The sequence below is a fragment of the Bythopirellula sp. genome (genome assembly GCF_041737835.1).
In the GTDB taxonomy this organism is placed as follows: Bacteria; Planctomycetota; Planctomycetia; order Pirellulales; family Lacipirellulaceae; genus Bythopirellula.
In genome coordinates, this window is record NZ_JBGSQY010000064.1 from 23,031 (window position 1) to 41,705 (window position 18,675).

15 protein-coding genes are annotated in these 18,675 nt (G+C 54.3%); 10 read left to right on the forward strand and 5 right to left on the reverse strand.

The genetic code is table 11. The features are described 5' to 3' along the window. Window positions 1-61 precede the first annotated feature (61 nt). Entirely contained in the window at window positions 62-1,357 is a 1,296-nt protein-coding gene (locus tag AC6T8Q_RS18565) for a HEAT repeat domain-containing protein (RefSeq protein ID WP_500680500.1), read from the reverse strand. Window positions 1,358-1,566: 209 nt separating this feature from the next. On the opposite strand from AC6T8Q_RS18565, the gene AC6T8Q_RS18570 reads away from it, so the two are divergent. Together AC6T8Q_RS18570 and AC6T8Q_RS18575 are read left to right on the forward strand one after the other, a co-directional pair. Then, window positions 1,567-2,457, forward strand: coding sequence for a hypothetical protein (locus AC6T8Q_RS18570; RefSeq protein WP_500680501.1), 891 nt, complete (start codon window positions 1,567-1,569; stop codon window positions 2,455-2,457). A gap of 182 nt (window positions 2,458-2,639) precedes the next feature. Next, window positions 2,640-4,478 carry a hypothetical protein gene (locus AC6T8Q_RS18575; protein WP_500680502.1) on the forward strand — a complete coding sequence of 613 codons (1,839 nt, stop codon included), beginning with the start codon at window positions 2,640-2,642 and terminating at the stop codon, window positions 4,476-4,478. Between the two features lie 45 nt (window positions 4,479-4,523). Here the strand turns inward: AC6T8Q_RS18575 and AC6T8Q_RS18580 are convergent, their stop codons facing one another. Beyond that, entirely contained in the window at window positions 4,524-8,219 is a 3,696-nt protein-coding gene (locus AC6T8Q_RS18580; RefSeq protein WP_500680503.1) for an MFS transporter, read from the reverse strand. 224 nt (window positions 8,220-8,443) lie between these two features. Here AC6T8Q_RS18580 and AC6T8Q_RS18585 point away from each other — a divergent pair, with 224 nt between their 5' ends. Beyond that, a complete protein-coding gene (locus AC6T8Q_RS18585; RefSeq protein ID WP_500680504.1) occupies window positions 8,444-8,986 on the forward strand; it encodes a prepilin peptidase in 543 nt (180 codons plus the stop codon). Here AC6T8Q_RS18585 and hemB read toward each other — a convergent pair. Continuing rightward, window positions 8,983-9,999 (reverse strand): porphobilinogen synthase, encoded by a 1,017-nt coding sequence (gene hemB, locus AC6T8Q_RS18590; protein WP_500680505.1) that lies wholly within the window; start codon window positions 9,997-9,999, stop codon window positions 8,983-8,985. The genes AC6T8Q_RS18585 and hemB overlap by 4 nt on opposite strands. Before the next feature lie 112 nt (window positions 10,000-10,111). On the opposite strand from hemB, the gene AC6T8Q_RS18595 reads away from it, so the two are divergent. From AC6T8Q_RS18595 to mgrA, 3 genes are read left to right on the forward strand one after another with little or no spacing between them, the layout of a single operon-like run. Then, complete coding sequence (locus AC6T8Q_RS18595; RefSeq protein ID WP_500680506.1) at window positions 10,112-10,540, forward strand: hypothetical protein; 429 nt, start codon at window positions 10,112-10,114, stop codon at window positions 10,538-10,540. Between the two features lie 24 nt (window positions 10,541-10,564). Further along, window positions 10,565-11,326, forward strand: coding sequence for a TSUP family transporter (locus AC6T8Q_RS18600; protein WP_500680507.1), 762 nt, complete (start codon window positions 10,565-10,567; stop codon window positions 11,324-11,326). A gap of 44 nt (window positions 11,327-11,370) precedes the next feature. Then, entirely contained in the window at window positions 11,371-12,375 is a 1,005-nt protein-coding gene (gene mgrA, locus AC6T8Q_RS18605) for an L-glyceraldehyde 3-phosphate reductase (protein ID WP_500680508.1), read from the forward strand. A gap of 68 nt (window positions 12,376-12,443) precedes the next feature. On the opposite strand, the gene AC6T8Q_RS18610 is transcribed toward mgrA, so the two are convergent. Then, the gene (locus tag AC6T8Q_RS18610) at window positions 12,444-13,142 is read right to left on the reverse strand and encodes a PEP-CTERM sorting domain-containing protein (RefSeq protein WP_500680509.1); all 699 of its coding nucleotides are present in this window, start codon (window positions 13,140-13,142) and stop codon (window positions 12,444-12,446) included. Window positions 13,143-13,574: 432 nt separating this feature from the next. Continuing rightward, a complete protein-coding gene (locus AC6T8Q_RS18615; RefSeq protein ID WP_500680510.1) occupies window positions 13,575-14,066 on the reverse strand; it encodes a DinB family protein in 492 nt (163 codons plus the stop codon). Window positions 14,067-15,107: 1,041 nt separating this feature from the next. Between AC6T8Q_RS18615 and AC6T8Q_RS18620 the strand changes: the two genes are divergently transcribed. The 4 genes from AC6T8Q_RS18620 to AC6T8Q_RS18635 are packed head-to-tail and all read left to right on the forward strand — an operon-like array spanning window position 15,108 to window position 18,673. Continuing rightward, the gene (locus AC6T8Q_RS18620; protein ID WP_496919030.1) at window positions 15,108-15,791 is read left to right on the forward strand and encodes an OmpH/Skp family outer membrane protein; all 684 of its coding nucleotides are present in this window, start codon (window positions 15,108-15,110) and stop codon (window positions 15,789-15,791) included. A 42-nt stretch (window positions 15,792-15,833) separates the two neighbouring features. Continuing rightward, entirely contained in the window at window positions 15,834-16,706 is an 873-nt protein-coding gene (gene lpxC / locus AC6T8Q_RS18625) for a UDP-3-O-acyl-N-acetylglucosamine deacetylase (protein WP_500680511.1), read from the forward strand. 51 nt (window positions 16,707-16,757) lie between these two features. Continuing rightward, window positions 16,758-17,564: an acyl-ACP--UDP-N-acetylglucosamine O-acyltransferase gene (gene lpxA / locus AC6T8Q_RS18630; RefSeq protein WP_500680512.1), complete on the forward strand. Its 807-nt coding sequence runs from the start codon at window positions 16,758-16,760 to the stop codon at window positions 17,562-17,564. Further along, the gene (locus AC6T8Q_RS18635) at window positions 17,561-18,673 is read left to right on the forward strand and encodes a Gfo/Idh/MocA family protein (protein WP_500680513.1); all 1,113 of its coding nucleotides are present in this window, start codon (window positions 17,561-17,563) and stop codon (window positions 18,671-18,673) included. Before lpxA ends, AC6T8Q_RS18635 begins: the two co-directional genes overlap by 4 nt. Window positions 18,674-18,675 lie beyond the last annotated feature (2 nt).

Sequence of the window (18,675 nt, forward strand, 5' to 3'; positions counted from 1 at the left end):
GGTCGGAGATCAGAGGCCAGGACTACTGACCCCGGCCTCTCACCTCTGACCCCTATTTCCATCACCTTTTGATCGTCCCGCGCATGATCCGCGTCGCGAGCTCAGATACCCTTGGGTCCGCGTCCTCGACAGCGACCGCTCGGGCAATGCCGATCAGTTCGGGGTCGTTTGTGGTGGCAAGCGCGGTGAGGGCTTTGAGCCGCACGTTGGCATCGCTGTCAGAGAGCAATTCTTTGAGCCACCGCCGGGCCGTCCGTGCGGGGAGGACTTGCAGATCATCCACGAGGTTTAATCGCACTTGAGGATCGGACGAAGTGAACTTACTACCAAGCACAAGCTCATCGTTCGTAAGACCACGTTCCTTGAGGACCGTGCGAATGAGACCGGCTTGGAATTTGTCGGCCGTATTCAAATCCGTGAGTAAGGTTCGCGTGTCTTGCGACATGAGTTGGGCGATCCGCGACTCCATCACTTCGGGCGAAGGGACATCGATCGTTTCAGCCGCTGCCATGATGGGCGTTGAAACGGGCGCTTGGGCATCGGCCAAGGGTTCAGGATTTGGCGCAGCGGCGACCGGCGTTTTCGTTTGCCATTCCGGCAGCCAATCCGTTGCCGCGGGAAGCTGGGTCGAGCCGGTGATTTCCTCCGCTGAGTCGGACTTCGCAATTGATTCGGCGTCAACCGCAATGGGCAGTGGTGCTGACTCCTGGCGGGAACTGGCGATTGCACGCTCGCTGGGGAGCGCGGGGAGGCGAATCTCGGGTGCAGGGGGCGTTGCCGCGGTGACGACGACAGGTTGTTCGCTGGGAAGTGTTCGTAGGCGTGGACCCACCGGCGGGATCGCGTCGAGGATCGTGCTGCAATTCGCCAACAAAGGAACGGCAATCGCGGGGGGAATGTCGGCAGCCAAGTCAGCGAGTTCCACGGCAAGTCGCGTCGCCCATTGCTGCCCGAACGGCCCGAACTTATCGACGTTTTCCGCCAGCGCCGCGGCGAGCAGATTCGTGGGTGTGGCAATGTCGTACGCCGCATCGGTTTCGTGGCGCAACTTCCACGTGGCGAGTTGCTCCTTGATGATCTCCCGAGCCGCCAAAGCGACATCGGCTTTTTCGGAAGCCGCCGCACGAACCAAGACCGGGATTCCCGGATCCCCGAACCGCGCGACTTGTATGAGTACGGGGCGACAATTGGGGTGCTCGGCGCGTTCGAGTTTGGCAACCAAACCTTGGGCGAGCCGCTCTTGCTGCCAAGTGCGAACCTCTGGCCAAAGCGTAAACGCCGCTATCAACATCGTGGCCACGAGCCCGGTGAGAATCGTCAAACGGGCCAACAGCGAACGCGGTTTGGTGACATCCATGACACCAACTCACAGGTGGTTTTTGAGGGATAGTTCACCGCGATTTTCATCCAAGCTGGCAGCAGCGACAAGATCAACCATCGCCGACAGTGATAGCACTCCCGCGATCCCGCAGCTTTTTGCTGGGGTCGACTCCCCCGCCGTGCCGAATAACTTCTACGACCCGCAAATCTTCTCAAGCGTTGCGGGCAAGGGTAGGGGGGAATTGAATGCATCGCTGTCTGCGCACAACGAGCGCCGTTGCGCTCTGTGGTCATCGACCGCTTCGCCGTTTTGCGGCGTGGTCGTTAATTATCTGTCTCGCACTGAGCTGGGTTGGAAAATCCCGCGCGGCCGAAAAGTCGCTCGAAGCCAGCACCTCGGACCAGGCACGTTCGGAAGCTTTGGAAGCGATCCCGCTACAAAAAATCACTCCCGAATATCGCCAGGCCGTGCAGTCCGTGCTCCAAGACACGAGCGTCTTCCGTCGCCTGCCAACGCAGGTTGTGGATTGCGATCCCGACATGTTTTCGTTTCTGGCCAAGAACCCGGAAGTGCTGGTCGAGATTTGGCGCGAGTTGGGGATCACGCATGTGACTCTCGAACGGATCGATGCCAATTCGTTCCGCATGGCCGACAATGCTGGCACGACGGGCAAGCTCGTCATCGTCGAGCAAGCTTGCGAAGACAAAGCGCAGAACCGGTTTGTGATGTACGCCGAAGGCAGCTACGAGGGCAAACCGTTCAACAAACCGGTGAAGGCGCAATGCGTGCTGCTACTGCGGAGCGGTTCGTTCGTCGAAAGCAATGGTCGCAACTATGTCGCGGCTCGCCTCGATTCATTCATTCACATCGACCGTGCCAGTTTAGAGATTTTCGCGAAGGTGGTGCACCCACTCGTAGGAAGAATGGCAGATCGCAATTTTTCCGACACCGTGACCTTCGTGGGCAGTTTCTCGCAAGCCGCTGAAATGGAGCCCGCACGCATTAAGCGGCTGAGCGAGAATCTGGAGAATGTGAGTGTGAATCGGCAACGCGAATTGGCAAAAATTGCCTACGATTGCCACGAACACTCGAATCTCGACCTGACAGCTGCTGGCCCCGCAAAAACGGTGAAATAAGCTACCGCAAAGCATTTCGCCGTTTTCCAGCAGAAATATACCAAGGTTTGTTCCGTTCCCGCGAAGACGTTCTCGACAGCATGTGCCTCCATTAGGGGGCATTGCGGCTGACCGGGTTCGTCAATAATCAAAGAGTGCATGGCGGTATTTACCAGCACTCGTGAAGCGGGAGGGAATCGACCATGAAGTTCAAAGCATTCTTATGTTGCGTTTGTTTGGCCTTAGCACCCACATCGTGGGGCCAAGCGGCGGAAGTCGATTTGCGCGACGCCGCGCTGCCGATGGCTCATCTGGCAGTCTACGGCAAGCACAATCCAGAGCGTGATTACCAACGCGACTATCTGGCCGAGGTTTGGCAAACCATTCAGGAAGAAAAGATTCCTGAACGAATTCTGAAAATAGTCACCTCGCGGCTGCCTCAGGAGAAACTCGACGAGGCCCAACAAGTGATCGACGAAATTAGCGCCGCGATCGATCCCAGTTTGAAAGAATCGATCCTGAGCTCCGAGGAAGTCCTGTATTTGCAGATGATGGAGTTCCCCATGAACCATCATCTGATCGCACTACGTTATCCTGGTGATGGAGCGGAAAAAGTCGAAAAGAGCTGCCAGAACTTACTCAACTTGCTGGAGGCTAAAAGCGAGGGCAAGGTCCCAGTCACGCAGATTAGTCAAGGAGACGTGGAGATCACCGGCTTGGTCTTGCCGCCGAACTCACCGTTTCAACCGGTGTTTGCTCGTCTGGATGACGTCTTTCTAATCAGCAGTTCGCACGTCATGTTGAGCCAAGCCCTTGAAATGCTCAAAAGCCATAGCGGCAAGTCAAAGTTCGATGACCCACGCTTCGCCGAAGCTTTTGCCAAACTCCCCACTCCCGAGGATGCGACCGTCATCTTCGATGGTCAACTTTTGTTCAAGCAACTGGGATCAATCGGCGGATTTGTCCGACAACAGTCGAAAGAGGATCCCAAAGCTGTGCGAGTGGCAGATGCTATCGACATGCTCATCAGCGAGCTTGCGGTGATCGATTATGAAGTGACCGTCGAATACACCGAAGGATTTGAAAATCGCGCCGCGACCTTGGGCAAAGTCACCGCCGATGCGAAAGAGAAATTGCTCGGCAAAATGCTGGGAAGTGGCAAGCCGTTTGAAGATTGGCAGACATGGATTCCCGCCGACGCAGTTGCCTATTCGCTTTCCAAGGGCGTGCAGCTTCATCCGGTTTACGAACATGTGATGGAGATTTTGCAAACCAAGCTTCCTGAATCAAAGGACGCCTTAGCCAAATTTGAAAAGGTGCAAGCAGATCTGGATTTGTACCTCGACCGCGACATTTTGCAGTCGTTCAGCGGTGAAAGTGTTTCAGTGACTTTGCCGCGTGCCGATGAGGGGCAAGATTCCGTGTTCGCGTTGAAATGCTCCAATCCGGATCGAATTCGCGAATTGTTGCATCGGTTGGTCGACAACCTCAACAAGCTGCCGCCGTTGCAGGCTCAGCAGATTACGCTAGCCGCGGTGGAGTCGTTGCCGGAGTTTGAAACGCTCAATGTGCCGATGTTGGTCGCTTTCAATGTGAAACCGGTCATTGGTTTTCATGATGGTTGGATGATGGTGGGCTCGAATCCCGAATGTGTGCAGAAAATTCTGGATGCCCGTGCAGGCAAAACAGACACGATTGATAGCTCGGAACATTTTGAACGGTTTCACTTAGCAATCGAAGGGCCCGTGGATTCGCTTGCCTTCACCGATTTGGAAAAAGGTATTCACCACGCGGCAGATATGATTCGCAAGGTGGGAGGCATCGCGCCCATGTTTCTAGCGATGGCAGGGGCCAACGCCAATGCCGAAGAAATCAAACCGATAGTCGAAGCATTGGCACTGCTCCCAAGCATTGCCAACGTCGTGGAGAAGTTTGACTACTACCAAGCGAACTTGATGGTGGTGCAAGCTGGTCCGCTACCGGATTCGTACTTGAAGCAATCGGTGACGTTGATTCGCCAGCCTGTGACAACCAGCAAGTAACAAACTCACCGCCGCAGATTGAATTGATCTGCGGCGGCTTTAGTTTCATGACTTTCCGAAGTGCTTGAGCGCCAAATCGCTCAGCCCTTTGAGATCGAGCTTGCCGGTTCCGAGCACGGGAATTTGCTCGACTTCCAAAAAGCTATCCGGCGACGGAAGCCACAAATTGGGTAAGCCAAGTGTGGCCAGATGATCGCAGATTTGTCGCGGCGTTTTGTCGAGCTTGGTGTGGACGACAATCAAACGCTCACCACGTTTCTCATCGGGAACCGCCGTCACCACGGCCCGCACGATTTCATCCTCGGGAGATTGCACAAAACGCTGAATGGCTTCTTCGAGATTGAGATGGGGCACCATCTCTCCGCCAATCTTGGAAAACCGGCTCAGCCGCCCCGTGATTTGAATGAATCCTTGTCGGTCAATGATCGCGATATCACCCGTGACATACCAACCATCGCGGATCACCTCGGCAGTTTTGTCGGGAGAGCCGAGATAACCCTTCATCACATTAGGGCCCTTCACCAGCAACATGCCAGGGGTTTCGGGTGGCAAAATAGTACCGGTATCGGGATCAACGATCTTGGCCGTTACGCCGGGAACGGGCCGCCCGACGGTTCCTTCCTTGAGACCTTCATCGCCACTTTGCGAACGCATCGGCGGCACATTCACGGAAACGAGCGGCGAAAGTTCCGTGGCGCCATAGCCCTCGATTGGCCGCACGCCAAATTTCGCTTCGAACTCATCGGTAAGTGCTAACGGGAGCTTTTCTGCCCCGGCCACAACGACTTCCATCTTGGCAAAGTCTTCACGCTCACAGCGACGCAGGTACGAACGCAAGAACGTCGGCGTGGATAACAAGATCGTGACTCCCCACTTGCGGCACAAGCTTCCCACGATCTTGGCATCAAGCGGCGTGAAGTGATACACACACCGCACGTCGAGACCCAATACGGTCCAGAGCGTCACCATAAAGCCGAACGAGTGGAAAAAGGGCAAGATGCCGAGCAGGGTATCGTCACTCCGAAGGTGAATGACCTGATCAATCGCCTCAACATTGGAACCAATGTTGTGATTTGTGAGCACAACGCCCTTGGGATCGCCCGTGGAGCCGGAGGTGAAAATGACCGTGAGTTCGTCGTCGCTCGTCATGCGATGGATGCCTAAGATTCGTTCAAGAATCGCGAGTGGCGTCGCATAAGCCATCAGCACGCCCGCGATTTTGTCGGTGGTGGTGACTTTGTCTTTGAAGTCTTCTAGCAGGATCACTTTGGCGTCGATCTTCAGATCGAGCTTCTCCATAACCTTCTTGCTGGTGAGCACATGGCGGATCCCCGCCTTACGAATGCAGGCGTTGAGCACGTCGTTGGTAACAGTGTAATTCAAATTGGCTGCCACACGGCCGGAGAGCGTTACCGCGGCGTTGGTGATCACTGCGCCGACCGACGGAGGCATGAGCACTCCGACATATTTTTCGCCCGATTCAAATACATTTCGCAGCAAAAGCCGTCGCAAAATGAGCGTTCGCATCAGCAGCGATCCCCCCGTCGCTTCAGCACCGCTGGAGTCGGCCAATTTGAATTTGAACAAACTCTTACGGCATTTACGCAACATCAAGCGAGGCAAAACCATCATACGTTGTCTTCTCCCGGTTACGGCCTCGGCGCCGAGGTCTTGCACGGCTTGGCGGAGTTCGCAGATGTCGGTAACGTTTTCCACAGGCTTGCCAAACCAAATGGACACAGGGCGGAAAAACGCGCGGCGACGGATGCGAGTTAGTGGCCCACCACGGAAGGTAAAGATACTACCCCAGAGTTCATCGAGGTAGACCGGAATCACTTGAGCCGAAGTCCCTTTGATGATTTCCAGCGTTCCCCGACGGAATGGCTGCAATTGCCCCGACTTGCTGATACCCCCTTCGGGAAAGATGCAAACCAATTCGCCGTTGTTAAGGGCTTCACGAGCCGTGTCGAGAGCCGACTTCGTGGCCTTCGGGGCGCGGGGCAGAATGGGGATGACCCCCATGATTTGCGCAAGTCCTCGTGTCCACCGACTGTTGATGAAATCAGCCGACACGATCATGCGAATCGGTCGCGGCGAAATGGCAATCAATAAAAGCCCGTCCAGCCAAGAGACATGGTTGGGTACCAACAGCGCACCACCGACCTCGGGCAAGTTTTCGCGTTGGTGTACACGGACTTTAAACACGGTATGAGTCAGCAGCCAAGCCAAGAAGCGAATTGAGGCTTGGGGAATCATGCAGACGATATAAATCAGCACCGGAATCGTCAGTACGCCGCAAACGAGAAAAATCTGGCGAGCTGTCAAAAGTGGCGGCCCAACAAACTCCTGAAAAACTTCCCGCGCGAGACCTTCGCGTTCGGGGAATTCGTGTGTCAGTCCGATTACATCGAGAGGGGTACCAGTTTCGCGAGATTGTTCTAACCGATGCCACATTTCCGTGGCCAGGGCGGCCGTTTTGGGCTGATTCACATAGCTGGCCTGAAGATTTTCCAGTGTGCCGGGATCAGTGGGCAACCGCATGATGAAGAACGCTAACGACGCCAGCAACATGCCACTGAACGTCATGAAATTGCTCGCGGCGAGAATCGAACCACGCCGGTCGGGCGGACTATTGAATTGCATGTACGAGGCTAGCGGCACGTCAAACAGCCCTGCTGAGCATCCAAGGAGAAATAGCAAGATTCCCGCCCCGATATAGCTGAGGGTCAACTCACCCCCTTCGATGAAGAACTCGCCCTCGACGGTGAAAAGCATGACTGGCACGAGCACCAGACCTAGCGCGCCCAGCGGCAGAATTCCCAGTTCGACGCGGCCAGCCGACCAGATGCCAGCCAGCACGCTGCCGACACCCACACCAACGACCAGGGCCGCGAGCAGTGGTGCGACTTGGGTTTGCTTTTCGCCCCCAGCTTCGAAGGCAAATTGATCGATATTCAAATGCGCGAGCGCGGCCAGGGTCCAAAAGAAAAGAATACCCAACGCCACGCGCAACATCGCTGGCGTGTGGGAAAGTGTTTTGAGATCGGCCCACGTTTGTTGCGGGGCGTTCCACGGAAACTTACGCGATGGATCGCCGGCTTTGTAGTGTGCGATCGCGAGGCTGGTGACCCAACCCGCAATAGCCACTCCGACAAGCACATAAGCCGACCATTCCCAATGCGATTGGCCACGATCGCCCGTGTTATCCGCGAGCCAACTTCCAGCAGTCGCGCCCACGGTGGTAGATACGACGGTCGTCAGGCCGATGAGGCCGTTGGCAGCGGAGATTTTGTCGTCGCGGAGCATCTCCGGAATGCTGCCGAGCTTCGCTGGTCCAAACAAGGCGGCTTGAGAGCCGATGAGCCCCAACACGGCCAGCAGCAGCCACACTTGTCCCCAGACGATGCACAGAATCGCCAGGGCCATGATGATGATCTCGGCAAACTTGCAGGCCACGATGACGGAGCGTTTGCTGAAGCGGTCGGCCAAATAGCCCGCTGGTGCCGCGAGTAGAATGTAAGGAGCGACAAACACCGCCAGGCCCAGGGTCAGCACGCCGCTGACCTGGCTCGCTTCGAAATAATCCTTGCCGATGCCGATCACCAGCCAGCGCAGGATATTGTCGTTTGTGGCCCCCAAGAACTGGGTGGCGAGCAACCCCAAAAAGCTGGCTGAAAGGAGGCCACGTTTTTCCGAATTCGTAGCCGGGGGCGAATTGCTGAACGTGGTTTCGCTTGCCATTGAGAATCGAACGGTGCCGCCTGTGAGAATATGCCGATGACCCTCTAATGTAGCCTGCGGCGACTGTTTGCACCAATCGCAATCGGCAAACGAGACCTAGGGCGGTTCGTGCGTTTCGTGGCGTGATTGAAGATTTTGCAGTTTCCTTGTTAGTTGGATAGCTTGTAAAGTCTACTCATCGTAGCTATGCCGATTGTGAGTCAAGTCCCAGATGTGGTTTCCTTGTGGGTGCTGATTTTTATATTGATTTGATTACCGCCCTGTGGTTGGGCTTTATGGGGGCGTGCGTCGGCAGTTTTCTCAACGTTGTGGCCTACCGCGTGCCGCTGGGAATGTCGGTCGTCTGGAAGCCGTCGCATTGTCCCCATTGCTACCATCCAATTCGCGCCCGAGATAATGTGCCGGTGTTGGGGTGGCTCAGCTTGCGAGGCCGTTGCCGCGACTGTGGCGCGCCGATCTCACCTCGCTATGCGATTGTCGAAGCGATCATGGGGATCGTATTTTTCTTGCTCGCTTATTTGGAGTTGTTTCGCGGCGGGGCCACTGTCTTTGGCGAGCCGCTTACCGATTTACGCGGTGCAATGGACATCGTCTGGATCCCACAATGGGGAGTCATCGGGCAGTATGTCTATCACGCCTTGTTGGCCAGCGTTCTGATGACTATTGTGCTACTCCGCTTGGATGAAAATATCACCCGCGGAAAGTTAATGATCTGGTCGGTAGTTCTGTTAGCTCTCTACCCATTGCCAGCAATCTGCATCAACTAGTCCGCCACCAACTTAGCCGCATCTCTCGCAAAATATGTGAGGATGCCATCGGCTCCCGCGCGCTTGAATGCGAGTAAGCTTTCAAGCATAACTTTGTCGCGATCAAGCCAACCTTTTTCTGCCGCCGCAGTGAGCATCGCGTATTCGCCGCTGACTTGATATGCAAACGTCGGTACGCCGAAGGTGTCCTTCACTCGCCGCACGATATCCAAATAAGGCATCCCCGGCTTGACCATCACGCTATCCGCCCCTTCGGCAATATCGAGGGCTACTTCGCGGATCGCTTCGTCGCCGTTAGCGGGATCCATTTGATAGGTTCGCTTGTCGCCACTCCCCAAGTTGGCCGCGGAACCGACCGCATCGCGAAACGGGCCATAAAATGCCGACGCATATTTGGCGGCGTAGGCCATGATCTGCACGTGCTCGAATCCGGCGGCATCGAGCGCTTTTCGAACCGCGCCAATCCGGCCGTCCATCATGTCCGACGGAGCAATAATGTCGGAACCAGCCTCGGCTTGGACGACCGCTTGTCGACAAAGCATCGCGACGGTTTCGTCGTTCACCACATAGCCGTCTTGTACCAATCCGTCTTGGCCGTGGCTGGAATAGGGATCGAGCGCCACGTCGCAAATCATGCCGATTCGATTGCCGTGTGCTTTTTTCACCGACGATACGGCGCGGCACACAAGATTGTCGGCATTAATAGCTTCTTCGCAGTCTGGCGTTTTCTTTTCCGAGGGTGTGGCAGGAAATAGTGCCACAGCAGGAATGCCCAGCTCAATCGCTTCGCCGACAGCATCGACAATCAAATCTATAGACAGTCTTTCGACGCCCGGCATCGAAGTGATGGGTTCGCGCCGTGATTTTCCTTCACACACAAACAAGGGCCAGATGAGATCGTTGACTGACAGGTGATTTTCCTGAACGAGTCGACGCGACCAATCTTCACGTCTCACCCGACGCATACGAGTTTCTGGATAGCGGCCAAAAGATTGGAATTGTGCGTCGGCCATGATTTCCTGCCCAGAGAGTTCCGTGAATCTTGTCTATCGGACTTCCATTATCCAAGGCCATGTCCTTAAAATCCATGGCGGAAGTCCCCTGTCGTTTCATGGAATTTGTTTTATGCCCAGTTCTGAACCGAAAATGGCCCTTGGGCCGTTTGAGTTTCGTCCGGCCTTTGTGAAAGTCAACGGTCGGCCACAACTTGCCGATTGGAAGGGCCCCCTGCAATTTGCCATTTGGTGCCAACGGGCAAGTCCCTGGTGGATCGGCGATATGATCAACCGGGGTGAGGATCTTTTTGGAGAGGAATTTGGCGAGGTTTGCGGCGAAACGCTCTCGACCGACATGGTCAGCCGCTATGCCTCGGTCGCCCGTCGTGTCCCGCCACAAAATCGCCATCCAGAATTGTCATGGTCGGCACATGCCGCGGTCGCGCGTTTGAATCACAATGAACAGCGTAAGATGCTGGCCGAGGCCGCCAAGCATGGTTGGAACAGCGACGACCTGCGCAAACGAGTTCAGCAGTTTCTCAAATCGCGGAATGATTGATTCTGCTTGTCATGTGGTCACTTCATGATTTACGAATTTCACGATCTGCTATTGATAGGGATCGTGATGACCTTTGGCAGCGTCATTCAAGGGGCCGTCGGATTTGCCTCGGGCTTGTTGGGAGTTCCGCTTTTAGTACTTTGCGGTTTTTCTCTTCCAGAAGCCGCAACGATCAATCTTGTTTCTACGAGCGTTCAGAATTTTACGGGCACTTGGAAACTCTGGGACTATTTGGATTTCGAGGAACTAGTCTATCCGACGGTCGTGCGACTTTGCTTCGCGATCCCTTTGGGCACTTACGCGGCAGGTTGGGTTGACGAACGACTGACTCCTGTACACTCGAAACAAATTTTGGGATTGCTGTTACTGACCGTGCTATTTCTGTTGTGGTTTTTCAAGATCAAGCCGCGAGAGCAACTGAATATTTTTTGGAAGACGTTGGCATTTGGAAGTTCGGGGTTCCTGTTAGGTTTTGCTTCGATGGGGGCCGCGCCGCTGGTAATTTACGCGAATTCACTCACGTGGCCCGTAAATAAATCCCGCGCGTTCCTATTTTTCTGCTCCGCCGTGGGACAACCTTTTGCCGCCTTGTTTTTCTGGCTGAAATTCGGTGATAAGGTCCTAACGCCGGCCTGTTCGACGTTGCTGTTTCTCCCCGCAATTTTTGCCGGATTGTGGCTTGGTTTGCATCTGGGAGCATTTCTGTCAGTTGCAGTGTTTCGCAAGATCACGTTCGGACTGATTGCCATCACCGCAATAGCGGCCATCCTAGCACCCTTTCTGTAAGCACGTTACAACATGAAGCACACTCATCTCGAAGTTCATTTTCCATGAGGCCCGTCGTGTATCTTGCTAATACCCAGCGTTATGACTCGATGACTTACAACCGTTGCGGTCGCAGCGGTGTGAAATTGCCTGCAGTTTCTTTGGGGTTGTGGCACAATTTTGGTGGTGTTGATGCTTACGAAACGGGTCGTGGCATCGTGCTGCGAGCGTTCGATTTGGGCGTAACCCATTTTGATCTGGCTAACAACTACGGCCCGCCGCCTGGTTCGGCCGAAGAGAACTTCGGCAGGATACTCCACGAAGATTTAAAGACCTATCGCGATGAACTGATCGTTTCCACGAAGGCTGGGTATCTGATGTGGCCAGGGCCCTATGGCGAATGGGGATCGCGTAAGTATTTGTTGAGCAGCTTGGATCAAAGCCTCAAACGGATGGGTTTGGAATACGTCGACATCTTCTATTCGCATCGCCCCGATCCGGATACACCGCTAGAAGAAACGATGGGAGCCTTGGCGTCGGCAGTAACGCAAGGCAAAGCCTTATATGCGGGGATCTCCAATTACCGACCCGCGATGATGGCCGAGGCTTGCCGTTTGCTACGGGAAATGGGTACGCCGTGTTTGATTCATCAACCGCGGTATTCGATGTTCGATCGCTGGGTTGAGGAGGAAAGTTTATTGGATTTGCTGGAGCGAGAAGGAGTGGGCTGCATTCCATTTTCTCCGCTGGCTCAAGGGCTGCTTACGGACCGCTATCTGCAAGGCATTCCAGCCGATAGTCGTGCTGCTAAGCCGCATGGATTTCTCAAGCAACAGGAAATCACATCTGCACGACTTCAGCAAATCACCAAGCTCGGCGAAATCGCTTCGGCCCGTGGGCAATCACTCGCACAAATGGCGCTCGCGTGGGTGCTGAAAGATTCGCGCATCACGACAGTGTTAATCGGGGCGAGTTCTGTCGCCCAACTGGAACAGAATCTCGGTTGCCTTGCCAATCGTAAATTTTCCAATGAGGAAATCAACTCAATTGAAGAAGTGCTGCGTTCTTAAATGGCCAATGAAAAAAGGCCGCCCATTCCAGGCGGCCTTTTGAGTTAGAACGAATTGCAAACGCAGTCTTACTTGCGACGCACGACCAAGCCGATCAATCCTAGTGCTCCCAGCAAACAAGTCGTGGGCTCGGGAATGGCTTCGCCGCGAATCTCACCCGTACCTGAGGCTTCGAAACCCGTCACAAATCCACCTGCCGATGTCTTCGTGCCAGGTGTGACTTGAGCCGAGAATGATACAGTCACAGGATCGCCAATCACCAACCCGCCGGGCAGGTTTTGGGTAAAAACATCCGAGATTGCTGCACCGAATGTAAATTGAACGACGTTGAGAATGTCGACATACGTAATCGAGACATCCTCCAAATCAACCAGCAAGTACTCGCTAGCCAAAGGGGATGTGCCGATGAGCAAATCGAAAAAGCCAGGATTGCCAGGAGTCGTTTGAGAATCAACCGTACCTGGAGCAGAGGAAATTCCCGTGACGTCGGGAATGTAAGCATCCAGTGAAATGTCACTTGTGATGGTGTTGACTAACGAGCCGTCAACATAGATTTCCACGGAGGTAAGAGCATCAGCATCGGCTGGATTGGCCACGCCACCCGCGGTCGAGCCGCCATCATAAATCGCAGAACCATCATAAACGAGGTTCATACCCGTGAATTGAATTTCGATCGTAGCAGCCTGAGCGGCCGTCAGCGATAAAGCCACCATAGCGCACGCAGCTCCGCAGCGGGCAAGGTGTGAAACGAGTTGTGTAATCTTCATTAGTTCTAACTCCCCAGACGTAATCTTCAAAAGATGTATTGTCGCGATCCATCCTTGCGACTTCTGAATAGACGGATAATTCCGTATCAGGGCGACTAGATGCACACCCTGCGCTAGCTGCCCAAATTACTAATGTAATTAAATGACCAAACGCCGCAACATTTATGTCGCGTTAATGGGTGGTTTTTTTAGGGTTTTTTTGGCTTAAACAACTACTTTAACAGACTGTGGGGCTGGTTCCAAAGCGACCACATGGAATTGCGCATTAGTTTGTCATCGACAAATAAACGCGCAACGAAAGGTCTTTGCTGCCTACCGGACACGCTTTTGTAAGCAAACCACAACTCAGCACCCACCTGAATGGGGGAAATCACTCTGAATCATTGTAGGGGAAGCCTCCACCAACCATGCCAACCCGCAAGCTCCCTGCACTTAAATGACCACCGGTTTACCCAACGCCCGACGGATCGGGACCAATTGCCCAGCGTGCATCAAGCCGTGCGTCGCGATCAACACAAGCATGTGCCCGGTTGTAGGGAACATCGAACGGAAATTCTCCGGCGCAGGCTGATCGAGGTCTGCCTCAGTGAGTTTGCTCAAGAGTACATTCGTCGCGGCATGGACTTGCTCAAACAGATCCAAGTACTCCTGCTTCGTGCAAAAGTTCTCAGGGTTGTCATCTCCAACCGTCGCCTTGCTATGCTTTTCAGCAAACCCGGCAGGCAATTCAATAACAGCCTCCGTGTCGACAAATCCGATCAATTGATTTTCCGACGAAATTAAATGCCCCAGCTGCCAGGCGATATGGTTACAACCAGGCCCGGGACGCAGCATGAGATCGGCATCGCTCAAATCTTCCAAATAACGTCCCAACACCATCGAGGAAGTATTCATCGCGATTCGAATCACGTCTTGCGCTTGCATGGCATTTCTCCGGTTCATGTCATTCTAAAAATCTTACGAACAAGAACACTGTAGCAATCGCGGCAAGGTTCTGGCCAGAGGAACTATCAACCGCCATAACGACCGCAGCGCGTGGGGAATGTTATTCGCAAGCAAGACTTCCAACTCTTCCAACTTGTCCAACTTTTTTGCACAGTTCGAAATGAAGTCGTGTTTCTTAATGTGAATGTTAAATGACTATAACTTCGGCGATGCCAGGATGGATAGTGTAAAGTATACGTCCTTCGAATGGTCATGATTATCAATCACCCACCCTCTGCGATGGGTAGGGAAAGGTCTTCAGAACAGGTATTTAATTTTTCGACTGTTAATGTCTTCGCCTATTTCTCCGTGCGCTTCCCTTGGTGTTTATTTCGGAGTCAATTATCCGCATTCCGAAATTGATTAAAAACTAGACCACATTATCATGATTTGCGGCGAAGTTACCACAACGATTTTTGACCACCCCCCGATTAGTCATTTAGGAATTTAGAATTCTCACACGCAAACGCGGGCCGCGGAGAGAAATCGCGAATGATATCAATTGCACTAATAAGTAAAACCGCTGATTAACGTTGATATGTAAGGTCTTTAATGCCGAAGACATGGCAGCCAATAGCCAAGGGAGCAACTGAGCCCGCCGAGCGGAGCGAGGATACCAGGGCAATGTCAGTAGAGATTTCGTTGTGAGTTCCGCGAACTTTGGGTGGCAAGCCCTCTAATATAAGTGCATGCCACCCATTGAGTAGCGATTCCGATTCGGGACGACTCGATGATTCGGTGCTAGCGTACTGAGAAATCACTGGGAATTCACGGTGAAAATAAAGAATGTTGGCCGCTTAGAAATGCCCTTTACGTGTTTAGGGCTTCTCGGCACAATACGCCCCGCTCGCTGCCAGGGGGAACCCGCGGCATTGAGTGAGTATTACCCACCGCCCACCCCGCTTGCCGGGCAATGAGTGCCCCGGGCGGCCAAAACAATCGGTCGGTCAAGGATGACCTTTTCCAGCAAGGAGTGCTGACGTGAGAGCCCATCTGTTCGCGTGTGTTTCCCTGTGTGTTGCTTTATTCTGTTCCGTGGCCAGCGCCCAACAACAACAGCCCCAGTCGGGCCCGAGTGCAAATGCCGCTCGCTACGGCTACGCGGTTGTCGACGTCACCTACATCTTCAAGAACTACGCCAAGTTCAATCAGCAGATGGAAGGCATGAAAGGCGCGATGGAATCGGCTGATGCTCAACTCAAGGCCGATCGTGATACGGTCGCCGGCAAAGAGCAAGCTCGTGAGCAATACAATCCTGGCTCACCCGAGTTCAAGCAAGTCGACGAAGAAATCGCTCGCTTGAAGGCTGAGTTCCAATTGAAGGCTGGCAAGATTCGCCGCGACTTCTTGGAGAAGGAAGCTCAAGTCTATTACAGCACGTTCATGGAAGTGAGCAACGCGGTTCAATACTACGCCCAGCAGCACAGCATCGGCATGGTGTTGCGTTTCAACGGCGACTCGATCGATCCGAACAATCGCGAAGACATTTTGCGTGCGATCAACAAGCCGGTTGTGTTCCAAAACAACGTCGACATCACACCTGATGTCTTGGCCTTGTTGAATCGTGGTGGTGCCCCGGGCAATGCTGCTCCTGCCGGCAATCTGGGTACGGCCAATGCCGCCACTGGTGCTGGTGCCGCCGCAGGTGCTCCGCAACGCCGCTAATCGACGGATTGATCCATCTTTCTTTTGACTTGCTGACTGACAATGACTTTCCTCCGCCAACAACGCACGATTCGCCGACCGGTAGCCGTCCTGGGCTTCGGCTATCACACGGGTAAAGACGTGCGTGTCGAATTTCGTCCTGCTCCCGCGGGAGCAGGAATCACATTCGTCCGTGAAGATCTCGGGCTCAATGCCCGGATTCCGGTCCGGTGTGAGCATCGCTACGAAGTTCCTCGGCGGACCTGTTTGAAAGTCGGCCAAGTTCATGTGGAAATGGTTGAACATATTCTCGCCGCGTTGGCGGGTTTGCAGATCGACAACTGCGAAATCGGCGTCGATCAACCCGAAATGCCGGGCTGCGATGGTTCGGCGATGGCCTTCGTGGCCGCCGTCGAATCCGTGGGAGCGGTCGAGCAAGAACGCGAAGTGAATCGCTTGGAGATCACCGAGCACGTCGCGCTCACGAGCGGCGACATGCGGATCGAAGCCTTTCCGAGTGCGACCAACTCCTACACGCTTGAATATACTGTGGACTATCCCAACGATCCGGTGATTGGTTATCAAATCGCAAGCTTGGAGGTCACTCCTGAATTGTTTCGCGATGAGATTGCACCTTGCCGGACGTTTGTCTTGCAGCGCGAAGCCGACGAAATGTTGCGAGCGGGCCTGGGCAAACGGGTACGTTCACACGATTTGTTGATTTTCGGTGATAAGGGGCCAGTCAGCAATCGATTACGATTCGACAACGAATGTGCCCGGCACAAGGCGCTCGACGTGATCGGCGATCTGGCCCTGACGGGTTGTGAAATTGAAGGCCACATTGTGGCTTATCGGAGCGGACATCGCTTGAATGCGGCATTCGCTCAGGAATTGCTCAGACGCTTTGCGGGCGTAACCCTCAAAGCGAGTGCGTAGCGGGCGGATTTTACAGGTGACTTTGGCAGGCCGAGTAACGAGATTCGAGTAATGGCAACCAGCATAGCAGCAAACGCCTGGATCGACCCGCGAGCCGAAATCGACGAAGAAGTCGAAATTGGTCCCTTCTGCATGGTCGGTCCCGGGGCAAAAATCGGATACGGCACGCGTCTGTTAAACCATGTCACGATCATGGGCAACGTCACGCTGGGCCGCAACAACACGGTTTATCCCAACGTCGTTCTCGGGGCCGAGCCCCAAGATGTGAGCTTTCAAGGGGCTGAAACCTACGTCGAAATCGGCGACAACAACGTTTTGCGAGAAGGTGTTTCGGTCAATCGCGGCACGGAAAAAGAAGATGGCATCACCCGGATTGGTGATCACAACTTCTTGATGGGCAATGTTCACATCGCCCACGATTGCAAACTCGGCGACCACATTATTATTGCTAATGGCTCGCTGTTGGCGGGACACGTCCACGTTCACGATTACGCCTCGATCTCGGGGGGGTGTGCCGTTCACCACTTTGTGACGATTGGCAGTTATAGTTTTCTGGCGGGATTGAGCCGAGCGCTGCACGACGTGCCGCCGTTCATGCTTGCCGAAGGAATCGCGGCTCATCCGCGGTGTATCAATATCGTCGCGCTGAAGCGACGTAACTTTTCTTCCGAGGCCATCGACGGGCTGGCAGCCGCTCATCGGCTGCTGTATCGCTCGAAGGTTGGTCTCACTCACGCTCGTGAAATCCTGCGTTCCAACGGCCAAGAAACGCCAGAAGTCGCTCATCTCCTCAACTTCATCGAAGGCCAACAAGTCGGAAAACATGGTCGAGGTCGTGAAGTGAGGAAAGCCGCGTGAGTCGCCTGAAATTGGCTGTTGTAGGTGCCGGTCACTTGGGCCGGTTTCATTCCCGCGTTGCTGCAAACTTGCCTGAGGCACGTTTGGTGGCCGTGGTTGATCCCGTCGCAAGCGCGCGGGAACAAGTCGCCACGGAAACAAACTCTCAGCCCCTAGCGGATTATCGCGAATTGATCGGCTTGGCCGATGCCGCGATTGTCGCCACCCCCACAACGCTGCACTTCGACGTGGTGCGCGAGCTGTTGCTCGGCGGCCTCCACGTGTTGGTCGAAAAGCCGATCACAACGACAGTCGCTCAAGCCGAAGAACTCGTAAATCTCGCCGAGCGTCAACAACTCGTACTGCAAGTGGGTCACATCGAACGCTTCAATCCTGCGTTCACGGCGGTGAGCAATCGCCTGCACGATCCCAAATACATTACCGCCCGTCGGCTAAGCACGTACACATTCCGTTCGACCGATATCAGCGTCGTGTTGGACCTGATGATTCACGACATTGATGTTGTGATGAATCTCGCTCAATCGCCGATCACACGTATCGAAGCCGTTGGTATTTCGGTGCTAAGCAAAGAAGCTGATATCGTGGATGCCCGGTTACATTTTGCCTCGGGCTGTATCGCCAATTTGACTGCTTCGCGGGTGAGTTACGAAGCCGTCCGTTCGATGCAGGTCTTCACGGATGATTGCTGTGCGACGATCGATTTTGGAGCACGCAAAGCGCGGCTCGTTGAACCGTGTGCCGAGGTTCTTTCACGCGAATTCGACGTTGATGCTTTGAGTGGCGATCAGAAAAACGCGCTCCGAGAACATTTGTTTACGGCATTACTCGCCAAAAGTGAAGTGCCGGTGACCGATTGCAACGCGATGGAGCAGGAACAGCTCGATTTCGCCAAGGCGATTCGCACCAGCAGCGAGCCGCAAGTGACGGGAACTCACGGGCGAGATGCCTTGGCCGTGGCGGAAAACATTATGCAGCAAGTCGAAGCCCATCAATGGGATCATGGCAAGCACAGCCGCCAAGGATCGTTGGCGATGCCCCACACGGTGCTGGAGCCAATCGACGCCTGGTCGGTGGAAGATACCGTGGTGTTGCGTCGCAAGGCTGGCTAATT

Bases quoted from the DNA above. Each gene is read 5' to 3' on its own strand.
- AC6T8Q_RS18565 (WP_500680500.1), bottom strand. From the start codon at position 1,357: ATGGATGTCACCAAACCGCGTTCGCTGTTGGCCCGTTTGACGATTCTC.
- AC6T8Q_RS18570 (WP_500680501.1), top strand. From the start codon at position 1,567: ATGCATCGCTGTCTGCGCACAACGAGCGCCGTTGCGCTCTGTGGTCAT.
- AC6T8Q_RS18575 (WP_500680502.1), top strand. From the start codon at position 2,640: ATGAAGTTCAAAGCATTCTTATGTTGCGTTTGTTTGGCCTTAGCACCC.
- AC6T8Q_RS18580 (WP_500680503.1), bottom strand. From the start codon at position 8,219: ATGGCAAGCGAAACCACGTTCAGCAATTCGCCCCCGGCTACGAATTCG.
- hemB (WP_500680505.1), bottom strand. From the start codon at position 9,999: ATGGCCGACGCACAATTCCAATCTTTTGGCCGCTATCCAGAAACTCGT.
- AC6T8Q_RS18595 (WP_500680506.1), top strand. From the start codon at position 10,112: ATGCCCAGTTCTGAACCGAAAATGGCCCTTGGGCCGTTTGAGTTTCGT.
- AC6T8Q_RS18600 (WP_500680507.1), top strand. From the start codon at position 10,565: ATGATTTACGAATTTCACGATCTGCTATTGATAGGGATCGTGATGACC.
- mgrA (WP_500680508.1), top strand. From the start codon at position 11,371: ATGAGGCCCGTCGTGTATCTTGCTAATACCCAGCGTTATGACTCGATG.
- AC6T8Q_RS18610 (WP_500680509.1), bottom strand. From the start codon at position 13,142: ATGAAGATTACACAACTCGTTTCACACCTTGCCCGCTGCGGAGCTGCG.
- AC6T8Q_RS18615 (WP_500680510.1), bottom strand. From the start codon at position 14,066: ATGCAAGCGCAAGACGTGATTCGAATCGCGATGAATACTTCCTCGATG.
- lpxC (WP_500680511.1), top strand. From the start codon at position 15,834: ATGACTTTCCTCCGCCAACAACGCACGATTCGCCGACCGGTAGCCGTC.
- lpxA (WP_500680512.1), top strand. From the start codon at position 16,758: ATGGCAACCAGCATAGCAGCAAACGCCTGGATCGACCCGCGAGCCGAA.